The 15,773-nt window shown below is 72.9% G+C and carries 8 protein-coding genes; 1 reads left to right on the top strand and 7 read right to left on the bottom strand.

Translation table 11 applies throughout. The features are described from left to right. Window positions 1-60: 60 nt before the first annotated feature. From ETAA1_RS03830 to ETAA1_RS03810, 5 genes are all read right to left on the bottom strand, one after another. Window positions 61-1,629 (bottom strand): GTPase family protein, encoded by a 1,569-nt coding sequence (locus ETAA1_RS03830; protein ID WP_145234458.1) that lies wholly within the window; start codon window positions 1,627-1,629, stop codon window positions 61-63. 114 nt (window positions 1,630-1,743) lie between these two features. Further along, entirely contained in the window at window positions 1,744-2,910 is a 1,167-nt protein-coding gene (locus ETAA1_RS03825) for a YcjF family protein (protein WP_145234456.1), read from the bottom strand. Between the two features lie 81 nt (window positions 2,911-2,991). Then, the gene (locus ETAA1_RS03820; RefSeq protein ID WP_145234455.1) at window positions 2,992-6,606 is read right to left on the bottom strand and encodes a tubulin-like doman-containing protein; all 3,615 of its coding nucleotides are present in this window, start codon (window positions 6,604-6,606) and stop codon (window positions 2,992-2,994) included. 161 nt (window positions 6,607-6,767) lie between these two features. Then, window positions 6,768-7,721 (bottom strand): WD40 repeat domain-containing protein, encoded by a 954-nt coding sequence (locus tag ETAA1_RS03815; RefSeq protein WP_145234453.1) that lies wholly within the window; start codon window positions 7,719-7,721, stop codon window positions 6,768-6,770. 92 nt (window positions 7,722-7,813) lie between these two features. After that, window positions 7,814-9,736: a potassium channel family protein gene (locus ETAA1_RS03810; RefSeq protein WP_145234452.1), complete on the bottom strand. Its 1,923-nt coding sequence runs from the start codon at window positions 9,734-9,736 to the stop codon at window positions 7,814-7,816. A 214-nt stretch (window positions 9,737-9,950) separates the two neighbouring features. Between ETAA1_RS03810 and ETAA1_RS03805 the strand changes: the two genes are divergently transcribed. Next, a complete protein-coding gene (locus ETAA1_RS03805; protein WP_145234450.1) occupies window positions 9,951-11,516 on the top strand; it encodes a methyltransferase regulatory domain-containing protein in 1,566 nt (521 codons plus the stop codon). Between the two features lie 69 nt (window positions 11,517-11,585). Here the strand turns inward: ETAA1_RS03805 and ETAA1_RS03800 are convergent, their stop codons facing one another. Further along, window positions 11,586-12,881: a DUF1552 domain-containing protein gene (locus ETAA1_RS03800; protein ID WP_145234448.1), complete on the bottom strand. Its 1,296-nt coding sequence runs from the start codon at window positions 12,879-12,881 to the stop codon at window positions 11,586-11,588. A 38-nt stretch (window positions 12,882-12,919) separates the two neighbouring features. Beyond that, on the bottom strand, window positions 12,920-15,772 hold the full coding sequence (locus ETAA1_RS03795) for a DUF1592 domain-containing protein (RefSeq protein WP_202920642.1): 2,853 nt from the start codon (window positions 15,770-15,772) through the stop codon (window positions 12,920-12,922). Window position 15,773 lies beyond the last annotated feature (1 nt).

Genomic DNA, 15,773 nt, shown 5'->3' with positions numbered 1-15,773 from the left:
AGTGGAGGAGTGAAATCGGGGTTCGAACTCCTCCACTCCCGCAGACTCCCAACGACTCCCCTACTTCTTCAGGTTCCCCCACAGAATCCCCAGCGCCTTCTTTCCGCCTTCGAGCACCTGGGCGCCGACGCGCTTCCACTGGTCGGCTTCCGCCTCGGCGTGGAACGCCCGCAGCACGGCGGCGCCGCGGGCGTCGTCCAGCTGTGCCGCCACCGCCGGCACCAGCCCCTCCTTGATGCCGAAGGCGTCGCCGCCGCGGGCGCAGACCGGCACCACGGCGATCACCCGGCTCCCCAACTGCTCCCGCACCGCGGCCACGCAGTCGCGGATCGTCACTTCCTTCGGCCGGGTGCCGGTCGGCCAGTTGTACGGCGGCGCCCACTCGGCCTTCGGGCTCAGCAGGTCGATCTGGTTCACCACCGCGATCACCGGCGGCAGCTTCAACTGCGGCCGCTCCGCAAACCACGCCTTCAGCCGGTCCAGTAGGTCCACGTCGGCGCGGCGGCCGGGGTTCGTCGCCGGCGTCACGAACAGGATCAGGTCGGCCTCGGTGCTCGCCTTCGTGGCCGCGGCGAACTCGGCCTCGTTCGCGCCGTCCTGGCCGTAGCCGGCCGTGTCGAGAATGGTGACGGGCGAGGTGCCGTTCAGCGACAGGTTGTAGCGCACGCCGACGTGCGGCACGGGGAGCGTGTCCACCGTCGCGGCCTGCTGGCCGAGCAGCGCGTTCACGAGGCTCGACTTCCCCGCCTTCACCGGTCCCAACACGGCGATGCCGGTGCGCGTGGCGGCCGGGGGCGTCGTCGTCGGTGCGGGTTGTTCCGGGGCGTCGGGCGGGGCGAGGTCGGCCTGCATCGGCGGCGCCAGGTGCGCGGCGATGAGTTCGCGGTAGCGCTTCACGCCGACCTTGAGGCGGCCGCTGTTCATCTCGACGAGGTAGTGCCCGAGCTGGTGGACGAACGCGGTGTGGACCCACAGCAGCACGTTCCCCTGGAGGCGGTCCACGAGGTTGCCGAGGCCGTAGCGGGTGGCGAGCCAGCGGAGGCCGCCCTCGACCGGGTTGAGGAGCGTCGAGCCGGCCCAGTAGACGTTCTGCCCGGTGCGGTACCAGTCGGCGGCCTGGCGGGCGCGCTGGTAGTCGCGGACGCGGAGCATGTGGCTGCCGGGCAGGTACTTCCGCACCAGTTCGTCGAGGTCGGCCGCGGCCAGCTCGACGCACGCGAGGATTTCGGGAATCGTGAGGTGGTCGATCGGCGTGGCGCTGCCGGGGGCGTAGATCGCGGACACCTTCTCCGACAGGTCGAGCGCGATCTCGGTGTAGTGCCGCGGGTCGCCGAGCTGGTCGGCGCTGACGGCGGCGTACGCCCTGGCCTTGGCCTGGACCAGCTCCCAGGCGGCCTTGTCGCGGTCGGTCCAGTAGTTCGGCGGCGGCTGGTCGGTGTCGGGCAGCAGACCGCGGCCGCGGGTCCAGCGGTAGGCGAGGAAGTACGCCAGCCCGAAGCTGAGGCACATGGGCCACCACGCCCAGAACCACCAGCCGCGGTCCCACAGGTGGTAGCCGCCGACGCCGACAAGGAACAGCCAGGGGGCGAAGAACAACGCGGCGAGTGTGGCCAGGCGCACTTTCGTCACGGGCACCCTCCGATTGCACCGGGAGCGCCGCGAAGGGGTGAAGGGGTGAAGGGGTGAAGGGGTGACGACCGAGCGGCTTTCGTCACCCCTTCACCCCTTCACCCCTTCACCCCTTCACGGGGTTCGTTTCACCTGGTCCGAGCGCCACGTCCCTTCCGCGGCGCTGTACTGCTCGTGGTACACCCGCCGCAGCGTCTGCGTGTCGGGGACGTGCCCCTCGCACACCGCCTGGTAGTAGTAGCAGAAGGCCCGCCCCAGGGCGTACGTGCTGGCCCACGCCACCGCCGCGCCGGCCACCGACCCCACGTACGGGATCAGCTTCGTGATCTCGCGCACCGCCTGCCGGGCCACCAGCCCCGCCCCCAGTGACGCGGCCACCTCCTTGTACCGCTCCGGCGTCATTGGCTGGCCGTACATGGCCGCCAGGTGCGTCACCATCCGGCTCTGGATGCCCGGGATGATGAGCAGGTCGAGGAACGGCACCGGCACCGCCCCGGCGCTGGCCGCCATCGAGGCGTAGCCCAGGATAACCGGCACCGCGTGGCGGAGGTGAACGTCCTTCAGCGCGTCCGTCGCTTCCTTCAACTGTACCAGCGTCTGCCGGTACGCCCCCGGCAGCGACGCGAGCAGCGCCGCCTTCAGTGCCTCGCCGCCGTAGTTCGGCTCGGGGAAGCCGTCGTCGGGCCGGGTCAGGTCGATCGGCACGCACACGTCGAACAGCCCGGCGAACGCCCGCGTGTGCTCCTCGATGGCCCGCCGCAGCGGCTCGTACTCCTCCCACTTCCCGTACGGCGGGTGCGGCTGCCGCGGGATCGCCTCGTTCAGGCACGTCACGCACAGGATCACGGGCCGCGACGGGTTCGCCCGGCGGATCGGCTCCAGCCCCGCGCGGACGTTCCCCTGCGCGAAGTCGGTGGCCTTCGCGGTGACGACGACGACGTGGGCCACGGGGTCGAACGCGGCGACGTCCTCGGCCGGGTCGTAGCCGGGTTCGTCGACGCCGCGGGTGTCGAGGAACTCCATCAGCGGGGCGTCGGGCGTGGGGAACTGGAACTTGCGCGAGGTCTTGGTGCACGGGCGGTAGCCGCTGCCGATGACGGCGTCGTCGGCGCCGGTGAGGAAGCGGGTGATGCTGGTCTTGCCGGACTGGGTTTTGCCCAGGAGCCAGAAGACGGGGGCGGGGGTGCGGGCGCGGAGTTGCGTGAGGGTGGCGTCGAGGTCCGGCGGCGGGGAGTTGTCGCCGGTGGCGATGCGGCGGACCACGTCCCAGATGCGGCCCATTCGCTCCTCCCCACGCACCGGTGCGTGGCGCGATTGTAGCGAACGGTGTGCCGGCGGGCGCCGCCGCGGGCGGCGGAACGGTCAGTCGTCCACCCCCGTCCACGCCGTCACGTCGAGCCGGCTGTGGAGGCTGCACTGGTTCGACTCGGGCAGGTTCTGGTACGCCGTCGAACCCGCCGGCCCCAGGTGCGGCACCGCCGACAGCGGCACCGCGGGGTACTCGCGGTAGATGGTCACGTCGTCGCGGCTGTCGGCCGTCGGCAGCCCCGCGACGGGGATCGCCCGCGCCGCCAGCTCCCGCACCGGGGCGCCGGCCACGCCGTCCGGCACCGCCAGCACCGTGACTTCCGTGCCGGTCCACGGGCCGCCGCCGACCCACTCCGGTTCCGCCTCCGCGAAGGCGTGGCCGACCGCGGCCTCGGCGCTCTGCCGGCTGCGGAACCGCTCCGCGAACATCGCCCCCATGTCGACGTCGCCGAGCCGCGCGTCGAGGTACGACCGCGCCTCCTCGCGCACCGCCGCGACCACGCCCTCGGGGCCGGCCGACGACGAGAAGCACGCCTGGAACAGGCCGCCGTGCTCCGGCTCCAGCAGCGCCTGCACCCGGGCGTCGATGGCCGCCTGGTCGGCGTCGGTCAGCACGCCCTCGAACCGGGCCACCGCGTCGTCGACGCCGAGGCACCCGGGCGGCATCAGCCGGCGCGGGCCGGGGATGAAGTCCGCCGCCGCCGGCCCGACCGGCCCCGCCACTTCGGCCAGCCGTTCGCGGCAGCCGGAGACGTCGGCCAGCTGCGCCTCCAGCGGGTCGCGCACCGTCTGGTACAGCCGGGCCAGCGTGCGGTGCAGCACGCCCTGGTAGCGGGCGCGGGGGAACAGCCGCAGCGCGTCCGCGATCTCGGCCGCGGCCGGCTTGCGCATCCCCTTCTGAAAGTGCGTGTACTGCACGAGGCACTCGTAGGCGGCGGTCGCCTTCAGGTCGGCGGCGGCGGCCTCGGCGTAATACTTCTCGGCGAGGCGGTCCGTCGTCGCCAGGAACTGTCGGGTCGCCTCCTCGGCCCCGGCCAGGCGGAACTGGGGGTCTTCGACCAGGCCCGCGACGACCGTCCGCAGGTGGAGCGCCGCCTCGTTGGCGACCGCCAGCGCGGCCTCGGCCACGGCCCCCTCGGCGGCCGTCGGCACGCGGTGCGCCGGCCCCGACGGCGGGCCGAACAACTTCACCAGCCCGTCCACCGCGACGGCGACGCGCTCGGGCTCCGGCAGCCGGGCCAGCCAGCCCTTCGGGACCAGCGGCTCGGTCGCGGCGGCGATCAGGTCTTCGGTGCGCGCCCCCGTCGCGGATTCAGCCGCGGCCTGGAGCCGCGCCAGCACCGCGTCCGGGTCGAGTTCCATCCGCGTCCACTGGGCGGCGGCCCACGTCGGGATCACCTCGCGGGCACGCTTCACGTTCGGCAGGAGCCACGCCGTCAGGACCTTCCGCGACACCGTCTCCGCCGTCCGGACCACGACCTCGGCACGCGGCCAATCGAACGCCGCGACGCCGAACGCGCCCACGGTGACGCCTGGCGGCAGGCCGGCCAGCTTCGCCTCGCGCTGGGCGTCGGCGGTCCGACCGACCGGGGTAAACAGGTCGAGGCGGATCAGCTCGGCGACCTGGGTGACGGCCTTGAATGCGGTCCCGGCCGGTTCCGGCGTCTGCCCGAACCCCGGCACCGGGACGACGCGCGACCCGGGTGTGCCGGTGGCCCCGGAGCCGGGCTTGCGCGCCCCGGGGACGGCGATGCCCGGCGGCGTCATTCGCGTGCCGACGCCCGCCGGCGCCGGGCGGGTGAGGGCCCCGCGGCCGACGACGCCGGTGGCCGGCGGCGTGGAACGGGTGCCGTTGAACACCGCCCCCGCCGGGCCGGGCACGAGCAGCACCCGGGTGAACGGCGCGTCCTTCTCCTTGACCGCCCCGCTGCGGTCGTCGTAGTGGGCGGTGAACGTCGTGTCCGGCCGGGTGTAGTGGTTCAGCTCGGTGAGCGTGGCGTAGGCGTTGCCGAGCGCCTGCGGCGGGGCCAGCGAGGCGTCGGCCGGCGGCAGGAATAGCACGCCGACGAGCTCCGGGCTCTCGTACCCCATCCGCTTCAGCCGCGCGCGGACGGCGTAGGCCACGTCGAGCAGCATCCCGCCGCCGGTGCCGCCGCCGGCCCCGGCCACGACGTACACCCGCGGCCGGTTCGTCCGCCGGCGGAGCCCCGTGCGCTGCTCCGTCAGGTGCAGGCTGTCCGGGGCCAGCGCGGCTTCCAGCTCGGCGCCGAGCTTCGCCATGACGGTGCGGTAGTGGTCCATGAATGCGAGCCGGCCGAACAGGCGGAGGCCCATCGTCTGGGGCGTCCGCGGAATGCGGTACAGCAGCTGCGGGTCGAACCAGCCGTCGGTGAGGTTGCGGCCGTTGAGCCGCGGCTTGAGGTAGTGGCTGGCCCGGTTCAGCTTCGCCGGAATGATGCAGTCCGCCGGCAGCGCCGCCAGCCGGTCCTGTGGCCGCGGCCGCTCGGCGTCGTCGAGCGTGTCCGGGTCGGTGTCGATGGCGAGGGTGCGGACCAGTGGCGTGAACTCGGCCGGGCCGTACCGCTCGGCCAGCTCGAATCGCAGCCGCTGCGCCACCCGCAGGCCGGCCTGCCCGATGCCGATGACGACGGCGGGCCGCAGCGGGCCGTCGCCGGTGACCTCGGGCGGGGCGGGCGTGATGAGGGCGGCGTGGTTGTCGGTGTCGAGCAGGCCGCGCGGGGAAGGCGTCTCCAACTCCAGGCCGTGGATGCCGGAGCCGGGCTTCGGGCCGAGGTCGTTGGCCGAGTCGGCCGTCGGCGCGGCGCGGCCGACGGCACCGCTGCCGCCGCCGCCGTCCTGGATGGCGCGTACGAACGCGGACACGGTCGGCCAGCGGTCATCGGGCCGCTTCGCCAGCGCCCGCAGGAGCGCCGGCCGGTCGGCGGGTGGGCTCGGGGCCAGGTCCGGCGGCAGCTGCAGGTGCTGCATCAGCAGCTGGCTCATGCTGGTGCCGTCGAACGGCCGCTGCCCCGTCAGCAGTTCCTGGTACACGCACGCCAGGCTGTACTGGTCGCAGTACCGCGACACGAGGCCGTCGAACGTCTCGGGGGCCGCGTACACCGGGGTGATGCCGCCGGTGACGCTGGCCATGACCCCTTGCAAGTCCTTGACCTGCCCGAAGTCGGCGACCTTCACGTGGTTGTACAGCAGGAACAGGTTCTGCGGCTTGATGTCGAGGTGCTGTAACCCGAACTGGTCGTTCATCAGGTCGAGCACTTCGGCGGCCTCGCGCATGTAGCCGAGGAGCTCGTCGCGCGGGATGCCCGGGTGGCCCTTCTCGCGGCACTCGCGAAACCGGTCCCACAGGTTGCAGTCGGCCAACTCCATCACGATCATCAGCTTGCCGTCGACGATGTCGTACCGGTCGAGGGCGAGCAGGTACGGGTGGCGGACTTGCTTGACGCGCTTGAGCGCCTTGAGCTCCTGCTCGGCGTAGCGGACGAGGTCGTTGTCCTGGCTGCGGAGGTCGCCGAAGATGACCTTGACGGCCTTGTTGATGCCGCCGGGCGCCTCGCACCGCCACACCTCGCCGAACCCGCCCGACCCGAGGCGGTCGAGCAGCTTGTAGCCCGGGATGGGCTCGGCGTGGCTCTCGATACGGACGGACATCGGCGGCCCCGGTGGCGGCGCGGAGGGGGTGGACCGTTCGAACCCTAGCACAGGAATTTCCGGCCGGGGCGGAAGAACCGGCCCGGAGTGTTAACCAGGGTTAACATCCGGGCGGGAGCTCAGGACGGCGAACGGCCGGCGTGAGCCGGCTGGTCGCCCGGTTATCGCGCCCGCTTCTCGGCCACGCGGTACACCCCCACCACGCCCGCCGAGGTGCCGCGCGCCAAATACCGCCCGTCGGCCGTCAGCGCCGCCGCGGTGCCGGACCCGCCGGGCACTTCCCACACCGCCCGCACCGCCCCGGTCCGCGCGTCCCACGTCGTCACCGCCGCACCCTCGGCCGTGCCCACGATCGCGTCCCCCGTCACCGCCAGCACCCGCACGGACGCCGCGAACTCGGCCCGGACCGCCGGCTTCAGCGCCGTCAAATCCCACACCCGGACGCGGCCGTCGGCGCACGCCGTCACCAGGCTCTTGCCGTCGGGCAGGTAGGCCACGGCCTGCACCGCGGCGGGGTGCGGCAGTGTCGCCCGCGGCCCCGGCCGGATGCGGCCGAGCGTCCACGTGCGGGCGGTGCCGTCGAGCGAGCCGGTCGCCGCCGTCTGACCGTCCGGGGCGACCGCGGCCGCGGCGATCGGCTTCGTGTGACCGGTCAGCATGGCGCGGGCGTCGCCGCGGAACCCGGGGCCGGGTTCCCACAGGCGGAGGGTGCCGTCCTCGCCGCCGCCGGCGATCAGCTTGCCGTCGGCCGAGTAGGCCACCGCCAGCACCGCCCCGCGGGCGCCGCGGAGGGTGACGTTCGGGGCCGGCGATTTGTCCGTGATGTCGAACAACCGCACCAGCCCGCCGGTGGCGTCGGCGGCGAGTGCGACCAGCCGGCTGCTCGGCGCGCAGGACAGGGTGCGGACGGGGTCGCCGGTGCGCGGCACGTCGCCGCGGGGGCCGGGCTTGGCGCCGCCCAAATCCCAGACGCGGGTGGTGCCGTCGCGGTCGGCGGAGACGAGGAGCGACCGGTCCGGCGTGAACGCGACGGCGGCGACGGACGAGGAATGGCCCGCGAACTCGGCGACGGCCTTGGCGCTGGCGGGGGCGGGCGGTGGGGTGAGCAGATTCATGCAGCGACCCGGGTGCGAGCAGGGGACGTGTTCCACAGCCTAGCTCACGCCCGGCGGGAAAGTTTTGCCCAATGGCAGGATGCGGCGACGGGTCAGCCCACTTCCGCCCGCGCCGTCACCCGCTCCCGACCGAGCTGCGCCAGCAGTTCGTCCGCCTCGCCGCGCGTCAGCCCGTCGGCGGCCACGAACGGCGGCGCCGCCAGCACCGCGTCCGCCTCGTCCTGCGAGCACCGCCGCGCCGCCCGCACCAGCGGCAGGAGCGCCTCCCGAGCCGTCTTCGGAAAGCCGTCCACCACCACCCGCCGGTCCTTCGCCACGGGCGCCCGCCGCAGCAGCCGCTCCAGGTCCGGCAACTCCGCCACCGCGGTCACGCGGTCGCCCGGCTTCAGCCGCCGGTCCGGCATCGTCGCCGGGTTCTGGCCGTTCAGCGACAGCGGCAGGAAGCGGTAGTCGACCGCCGCCGCCCGCAGCGACTTCCCGGCCAGGCCGCACCCGTCGGGCTGCGGCGAGAACTCGACGACGACCAGCGTGCGGCCGATCGCCCGCACCAGCGTCTGGACGCGGTCGCCGAACAGCGCCGCGGCGAACGCCGGGGCCGCCAGCGCCGGCTCGGACACCGCGTGCCGCACCCCCGCCGACTCGCGCAGCGCCCCGGCAAAGAGCGGGTCCGACAGCCGCACCACGAGCCGGGCCTTCGGCGCGAACTCCTTCACCAGCAGTGCGATCTCCAGGTTCGCCAGCTCGGAGTCGGTCGCGGCGATGACGGCCTTCGCGGTGTCGGCGCGGGCCTGCCTCAACACCTCGGCCACGGTCGCGTCGCCGACGAACGCCGGCACCCCCTTCCGCCGGCAGGTGGCGATGAACGGGTTGTCGTTGGTCCGGTCGATGGCCACCACCCGCTCGCCGATCGCGGTCAGCGCCTCGACGCACCGGTAGCCCAGGTTGCCGAGGCCGCACACCACGACGTGCCCGCCGTCGGGCACGCGCCGCACCTCCAGCGCGCCGCCGAGGCGGGCGCGGATCAGGTAGTTCGTCAGGATGGCGGTGAACCCGGCGAGCAGCGCCGCGCCGACCAGCTTGAGCACGCTCAGGAACACCTTCGCCCACTCGGGCCGGGCGTCGCCGCGGAGCTCGGCCCCGGTCGCCATCACGCTCACCGACTGGTACACGCCGTCGGCCCAGCTCGACTCGAGGCCGTACCGGAACGTCAGCGTGCTGGCGAGGAGCGCGACGAACAGCACCGGCGTGATGACCTTCACCGCCAGGTCCACCTCGCCGAGCGTGGTGACGGCGGTGCGCAGCCAGCGGCGCACGGCCCCGGCCCAGCGGACGCCCGGCAGCAGGTCGCCGCGGACCGTCTCCAGCAGCGGCCGCACCGCCGCCGGCGCGCCGGCGACGACGAGCCGGTCGCCGACCGACAACCGGGTGTCGCCGCGCACGTCGAGCAAGAAGCGCGGCTCGGCGCCGTCCGCGCCGACGGCCAGCGGCACGACGCCGTACTGCCCCGCCACGTCGGCGAGCGGCCGGCCGGCGAGGTCGGTCCCGTCGGCGACGACGAGCTCGGCGATCTGCTGGGGGCCGCTGTCGAGCTTGAACGCGCCGAGCGCCTCGCCGGTGGCGGCGGTCAGCGCCAGCAGCGGCGCGACGAGGCCGGAGACGCTCAGGGCGGTGGTGTTCTTGACGGCCGCGCCGAGCCGGTCGAGGAGGTTCTGGTTGAACATCCGCAGGACGACGCGGACGTCGGCGTTGAGCTGCCGCACGATCAGCGCCGCGGACACGTTCACCAGGTCGTCGCCGGTGACAATGAGGACCGCGGCCGCGCCGCCGACGCCCGCCCTTTCCAACACTTCGGGCTTGCGGCAGTCGCCGACGACGACCGTGAGGCCGGCGAGACGCGGGTCGTCGAGCGGCGGGTGCGTGTCGACGACGGCGACGGGCTGGCCGGCGGCGCGGAGCGACTCCAGCACCCGCCACCCGACCCGCCCGAGCCCGCACAGCACGACCGATCGGTCCACTTGGGCTCCTCCACGGTTCGAGGTGTTAGACGGAGGCCGTTCTACCCTGGCGCCGCGGAATGACCAAATCCCAATGACCCACCAATGACCAAGGCCGGACGTGGTGTGAGTCGGTCGCCGCCCGCACCGCCTACCGTGGGGTTCGGTTCCTTCCCTTGGTCATTGGCGGGTCATTGGGAATTGGTCATTCCGGGGGCCGGCCTACAACACGGGAATGGAATCGAACACGTATGACGAGGTCCCCTACGACAGCCACCCGTACGCCCAGACGCACCCGTCGCGGCTCGCGGTCGTGGCCCGGCTGTTCGGTCTGAACCCGCCGCCGGTCCAGACGGCGCGCGTCCTCGAACTCGGCGCCGCGGCCGGCGGCAACCTCGTCCCCGTCGCCGAACGCTTCCCGCAGTCCCACTGCGTCGGCGTGGACCTGTCCGCGCGCCAGGTCGCCGACGGCGTCGCGTTCGTGACGCGGCTCGGGTTGAAGAACATCGAGCTGCGCCACGCGAGCATCACCGACGTGGACGAGTCCTACGGCACGTTCGACTACGTGGTCTGCCACGGCGTCTTCTCGTGGGTGCCGACCACCGTCCGCGACGCGATCCTCGACGTGTGCGCCCGCCGGCTGGCGCCGAACGGCGTCGCCTACGTCAGCTACAACACGTACCCCGGGTGGCACATGCGCGGCATGATCCGCGACATGATGCGCTACCACGCCATGCGCTTCCCGGACGCGAAGCAGCGCGTCGGCCAGGCGCGGGCGCTGCTCGACTTCCTCGCCGCGTCCAACCGCCAGGAGGGCGCCTACACCGCGCTGCTGAAGGCCGAGTTGGAGAGCGTCCGCAAGCAGGCCGACCACTACCTCTTCCACGAACACCTGGAGGAGAACAACGACCCGCTGTACTTCCACCAGTTCGTGGCGATGGCGGAGGCGCACGGCCTCCGCTACATGGGCGAGGCACGTGTCGGCACGATGGTCACCGGCAACTTCGGGCCGGACGTGCAGAAGACGCTCCGCACCCTCGCCGCGGACCAGGTGCAGACCGAGCAGTACATGGACTTCCTGCGCAACCGCACGTTCCGCGAAACGCTCCTCGTCCCCGCCGCGGCCACGCCGAACTGGACGATCGACCCCGCCGCCGTGCGCACGATGCACGTCGCGTCCGCCGGCAAGCCGGCGACCAAGAACCCGCCCGACATCAACACCGAGGCGCCGGCCCAGTACCAGACGCGCAGCGGCATGACGCTCTCGACCAACCGCCCGCTGCTGAAGGCGGCCATGCAGGTGCTCGGCGAGCGCTGGCCGGGTACGACGCCGTTCGACGAGTTGCTGACCGAGTCGCGCCTCCTCCTCGGCCGCCCCGCGGACACGCTCGACGACGACGGCAAGACGCTGGCGCTGGGGCTGGTGAACACGTACATCTCGTCCGACCTGCTGGAGTTGCACGCGGCGCCGATCGCGGTGTCGCGGGTACCGGGGGAGAAGCCGGAAGTGGTGAAGTCGGCGCGGCTGCAGGCCGGGGCGGGCGCGGCGATGGTCACGAACCGCCGGCACGAGCTGGTGAAGCTGACCGACCTGGACAAGCGGCTGGTGCCGCTGCTCGACGGCACCCGCACGCGGCCGGAGCTGGTGGAAGCGCTGACCGCGGACGCGGTGGCGGGGCAGCTACAGGTGGCGCGGAACGGCAAGCCGGTGACGGGGGACGCGGCCGTGCGCGAGGCGCTGACGGCAGTCCTCGACCCGGCGCTGACGGTGCTCACCGGGCACGCGCTGCTGGTGAGCTGAAGTGGGGTCAGACCGCTCGGCCGCGCCGGCGAGGCCGGCGGCGACGCAGGCCGGGGCCGACGCCCGTGTTCACAGCCCCACCAGCCGCGTGTCGGCGTCGCCGAAGCGGTCGAGGCGCACGTCCATGCGGTCGAGGATCGACAGGTACAGGCTGCACAGCTTGCGGTTGGCGTCGCCGCGGGTCAGGTAGTCGAGCGCCCGGCCGCCCTGGAGCGTGCCGCCGAGCCCGCCCACCAGCACCACCGGCAGCTTGTTCGAGTTGTGGCTGCTGCCGGCCCACATGTTCGACACGAACATCAGGCACGAGTTGTCCAGCACCGACCGCTCGCCCTCCTTCATCGCGTCCAGGCGCGTGGCGAGGTACGCCAGCTGGCTGACGTAGAAGGTAGTGATCTTCTCGTACTCGTCGGACAGGTCGCTGTGCGACGCCGGGTGGTGGGCGCCGCGGACGCCGAGGAACGGGTACGTCAGGCCGGACAGGTCGCGGGCCATCAGCAGCGTCGCCACGCGGGTGCGGTCGGTCTGGAAGCCGAGGGCGATCACGTCGCACATCAGGCGGAGGTGGTCGCGGAGGTCTTCGGGGAGGCCGTTCGCGGGCCGCGGCATCGTGGGGGTCGCGCCGCGGTCGATCGCGGCATCCCGCTCCGCCCGTGCCGGGGCGACGCGCTTCTCGACCTCGCGCACGCTTGTCAGGTACTCGTCGAGCCGGGCGCGGTCGGCGCCGCTCACGCGGTTGCTCAGGGACGCCGCGTCGCCGTGCACGGCGTCCAGTACGCTGCGGGTGCGGCGGTCGCCGCGGCCGCCGAACAGGGCGTCGAACGCCAGCGACGGGTACACCTCCATCGGCACCGGCGACGTGGCGTTCTGCCACGAGATGTGCGAGCTGTACGCCAGCGAGAAGTTCGTCTCGTGGTAGCCCGTGGTCGGCTGCTCGCACCCGAGCACCAGGCTCGGCTGCGGCGTGTGCTGGCCGACGTGTTGGGCGAGCACCTGGTCGATGCTGACGCCGCCACGCAACTCGGCGCCCTTCTGGAGGGCGGCCCCCGACAGCACGTTGCCGGTCTGGCCGGGGTGGATGCCGACGCCGGTGGCCGACTTGTTGAACAGGCCGTTCAGCACGTTCACCCGCGACTTCACGGGGTTCAGCGGCTGGAGGCTCTTGCCGAGTTCGAGGGTGGCGCCCTCGCCCTTGCCCCACCAGTGGTTGCCGTTGATGCCGTTGCCCATGAACAGGGCGGCGAACCGCTTCGGCGGCGCGGCCGGGTCGGCGCCCCACACCGGGACAGATTCGAGCCACGGCAGGGCGACCGCGACGCCGGCCCCGCGGAGGAACGTCCGCCGGGCGATCGGGGGCTTCGGGCTCATCGGGGGCTCCTCAGGTATTGCACCGCCGCGAGCGGCGGTCATTGCGCTCGCTTGTTCAAAAACTGCGGGCTCGTCGCCACCACCTCGGCCAGCCCGGCGAAGCGGCCGCCGTCGCGCGCCAGCCGGGCCTTCATCGCCGCAACCGTCGGCTCGTCCGTCAGCAGCAACGTCCGGCCCAGGCCGTAGCTCAGCAGCTTGCGGCACAGCGTGTCCACGAACGCCGCCTGCCGCCGGTCCTTCAGGTAGTCGCGCAGCCCGCCGACGCCGTCTGCCTCGACACTCCCCGGGAACGACACCCGGGTGTCAACGGCGTTGCCGGCCAGGTCCTTCGACCGCTTCTCGCCGACGGGGCCGAAGCCCTCGAAGGCCAGGCCGAAGGAGTCGAAGCGGGCGTGGCAGCCGGCGCAGCTCGGGTGCTCGCGGTGCTTCGCCAGCGCCTCGCGGACGGTCAGCGTGCCGAGCTTCCCCTCGTCGGCCGGCAGTTCGGGCACGTCCGGCGGTGGCGGCGGGATGCGCTCGCCGAGCAGCTTCGTCACCACCCAGTAGCCGCGCTTCACGGGGCTGGTGCGGAGGCCCGGGGCGTTCTTCGTCAGGAACACGCCCATCGGCAGCACGCCGCCGCGGCCGTACTTGTCGGCGTCGTCGACCCGCGCCCAGCCCTGCGCCGGCATCGGCATCCCGTAGTGCTTCGCCAGCGCGGCGTTCACGAACGTGTGCTTCCCGCTCAGCACGTCGGTCACGGGGCGGTCGGTCTGCATCACGTCGAGCAGGAACCGCACGGGCTCCTCGGCCATCGCGGCGCGGAGGTCATTGGTGAACTGCGGGAAGCGGCCGCGGTCCACGGCGTTGTGCTCGTCGAACCGGCGGAAATCGAGCCAGCTGCCGCCGAAGTTCGCCGCCAGCCCGCGGGCGCGGTCGTCCTTCAGCATGCGGCGGACCTGTGCGGTCAGCACGTCGGGCGTGTGCAACGACCCCTTCGCGGCGTGGTCCAGCAGCTCGGCGTCGGGCATGCTCGACCACAGGAAGTAACTCAGTCGGCTGGCCAGCGCTTCGTCGGTGAGCGCGGTCTTGCCCTGCGCCGGCAAATCGACGCGGAAGCAGAAGTGCGGCGACGCCAGCACGCGCACCACGGTGTCGCGCACGGCTTCCTCGTGCGTCGCGTCCGCGCCGCGGAGAGCGCGGTAGAACGCCGCCACGCCGTCCTTCTCGGCCGCGGTCAGCTTGCGGCGGTAGGCCTTCTCCGCGAACGCCTGCAGCGCGGCGACGTGCTTCGGCTCGGCCGCAGCGCGGGCCGCTTCCACGCGGCGGATGTTCGCCTCGCTGATCTTGAAGTGGTCCTTCACCGCCTGCGTCGCGGTGGCGTCGCGGCTCTGCTTCAGCGTGTGCTTCACGTACTCGTCGCGGAACCGGCCGAACTTCGCCGGCGACACAACGTCCTTGTCCTCGGCGCGGGCGAAGTCGAACTGCTTACCCTCGAGGTACGGCGACTCCGACCGCTCGAACCACACCAGCCCCGAGTGCATCCGCGCCGGTATGTCACACGCGAAGTCGAACTCGTCCCACAACCGGTCCAGGTCGCGCTTACCCTTCGCGTCGAGGACCAGCTCGCACAGCGGCTGGTCGTCGCGGAAGTAGCCCATCTGGTTGTGGAAGCCGGCGCTCAGCAGCCGGCCGGCGTTCCCCTGCTCGCCGTTCGGGCCGAGGAACACCCGCGCCCGCTCCTTCACGTAGAAGGCGTCGGGGAACACGTCGCAGAAGCGATTGAAGCCGTCCTCGTAGGCCTTCTTCGCGTCGTCGTCCGGCGGCGTCAGCTTCGCCTTCGCGGCGGCGGGGAGGTCGTCGGTCCGTAGCGTCAGCGCCCCGCCGCCGTAGGTGCGGCGGTTGCTCGCCATCTCGCGGTCCTTCCACAGCACGAGCGCCTGCGCCCCGGCGTTCATCCCCGGCACGCTCAGGTTCCGCACCTTCACCTGCGTGCGGCTCCGTACCTTCTGCACCACGTCGCGCAACTGCTCGCAGCCGCGGCGGGCGGCGGGCTCGTCCTTCGGCAGCGCCTGGAACAGCGCCTGCACCGCGGCCACGGGGCCGCGCTCGGCCGTCTTTTCCGTCAGCAGCGCCGTCACCGTCGCCTGGTACTTCGGGCTCAGCTTCGGGTCGGCCTTCCCCTGCCACGCGGCGAAGAAGTACGGCGCCAGGTCGGTCGGCTGGGCGAGGTAGAAGTCCACGATGCGGCGGACGTGGTACTTGTCGCGGTCCGTCTCGGCGATCACCGGGTACGGCGCGAACGTGAACCCGTCCGGGTTCAGCACCAGGTGCTCGGCCACGAACTTCGCCGCTTGCAGGTACTTGGCCAGCAGCGCCGGCGACATCGTCAGCGACTCGCCGGTGTTGTCGAACCCGGCGGCGTTGGCGGGGTCCACGGGGAAGTCGCGGGCCGGGCGGATGTCCACGCCGGTCAGGTCGCGGATGGTGGCGTCGTACTCGGCGACGCTGAGCCGCCGCGGCAGCACGACGCCGGGGTCGCCGGCGTTGCGTTCCGCCTCGCGGGCGCGGAACGCCTCCAGCCACGCCACCACCGCCTGCCGCTGTGCCGCGGTCGGCTGCGCCTTCGCCGTCCGCGGCGGCATCTCGCCGCTCTTGAGCTGCGACAGCACCTCTTCCCACTGCGCGAACTCGGCGGCGATGCTGGCGGGCGTCGTGAAGCGCTGCAGGTTCAGGTCGGCTTTCGGCCGCTCGGCGCCGTGGCAGCCGCCGCAGTGCGTGTCCAGAAATGGCCGGACGGTCGTGCGGAAGTCGGCGTCCAGGTCCTTCGCCGGCTGCGCCTCGGCGCCGGGGCGCGGCGTCAGCAGCGCGACGGCCAGCGCCAGGGCGGCGAACACTCCCCGAACGGGCATG

It is taken from the genome of Urbifossiella limnaea (genome assembly GCF_007747215.1).
Lineage (GTDB): Bacteria > Planctomycetota > Planctomycetia > Gemmatales > Gemmataceae > Urbifossiella > Urbifossiella limnaea.
This window is presented reverse-complemented; position numbering and strand designations above follow the sequence as displayed.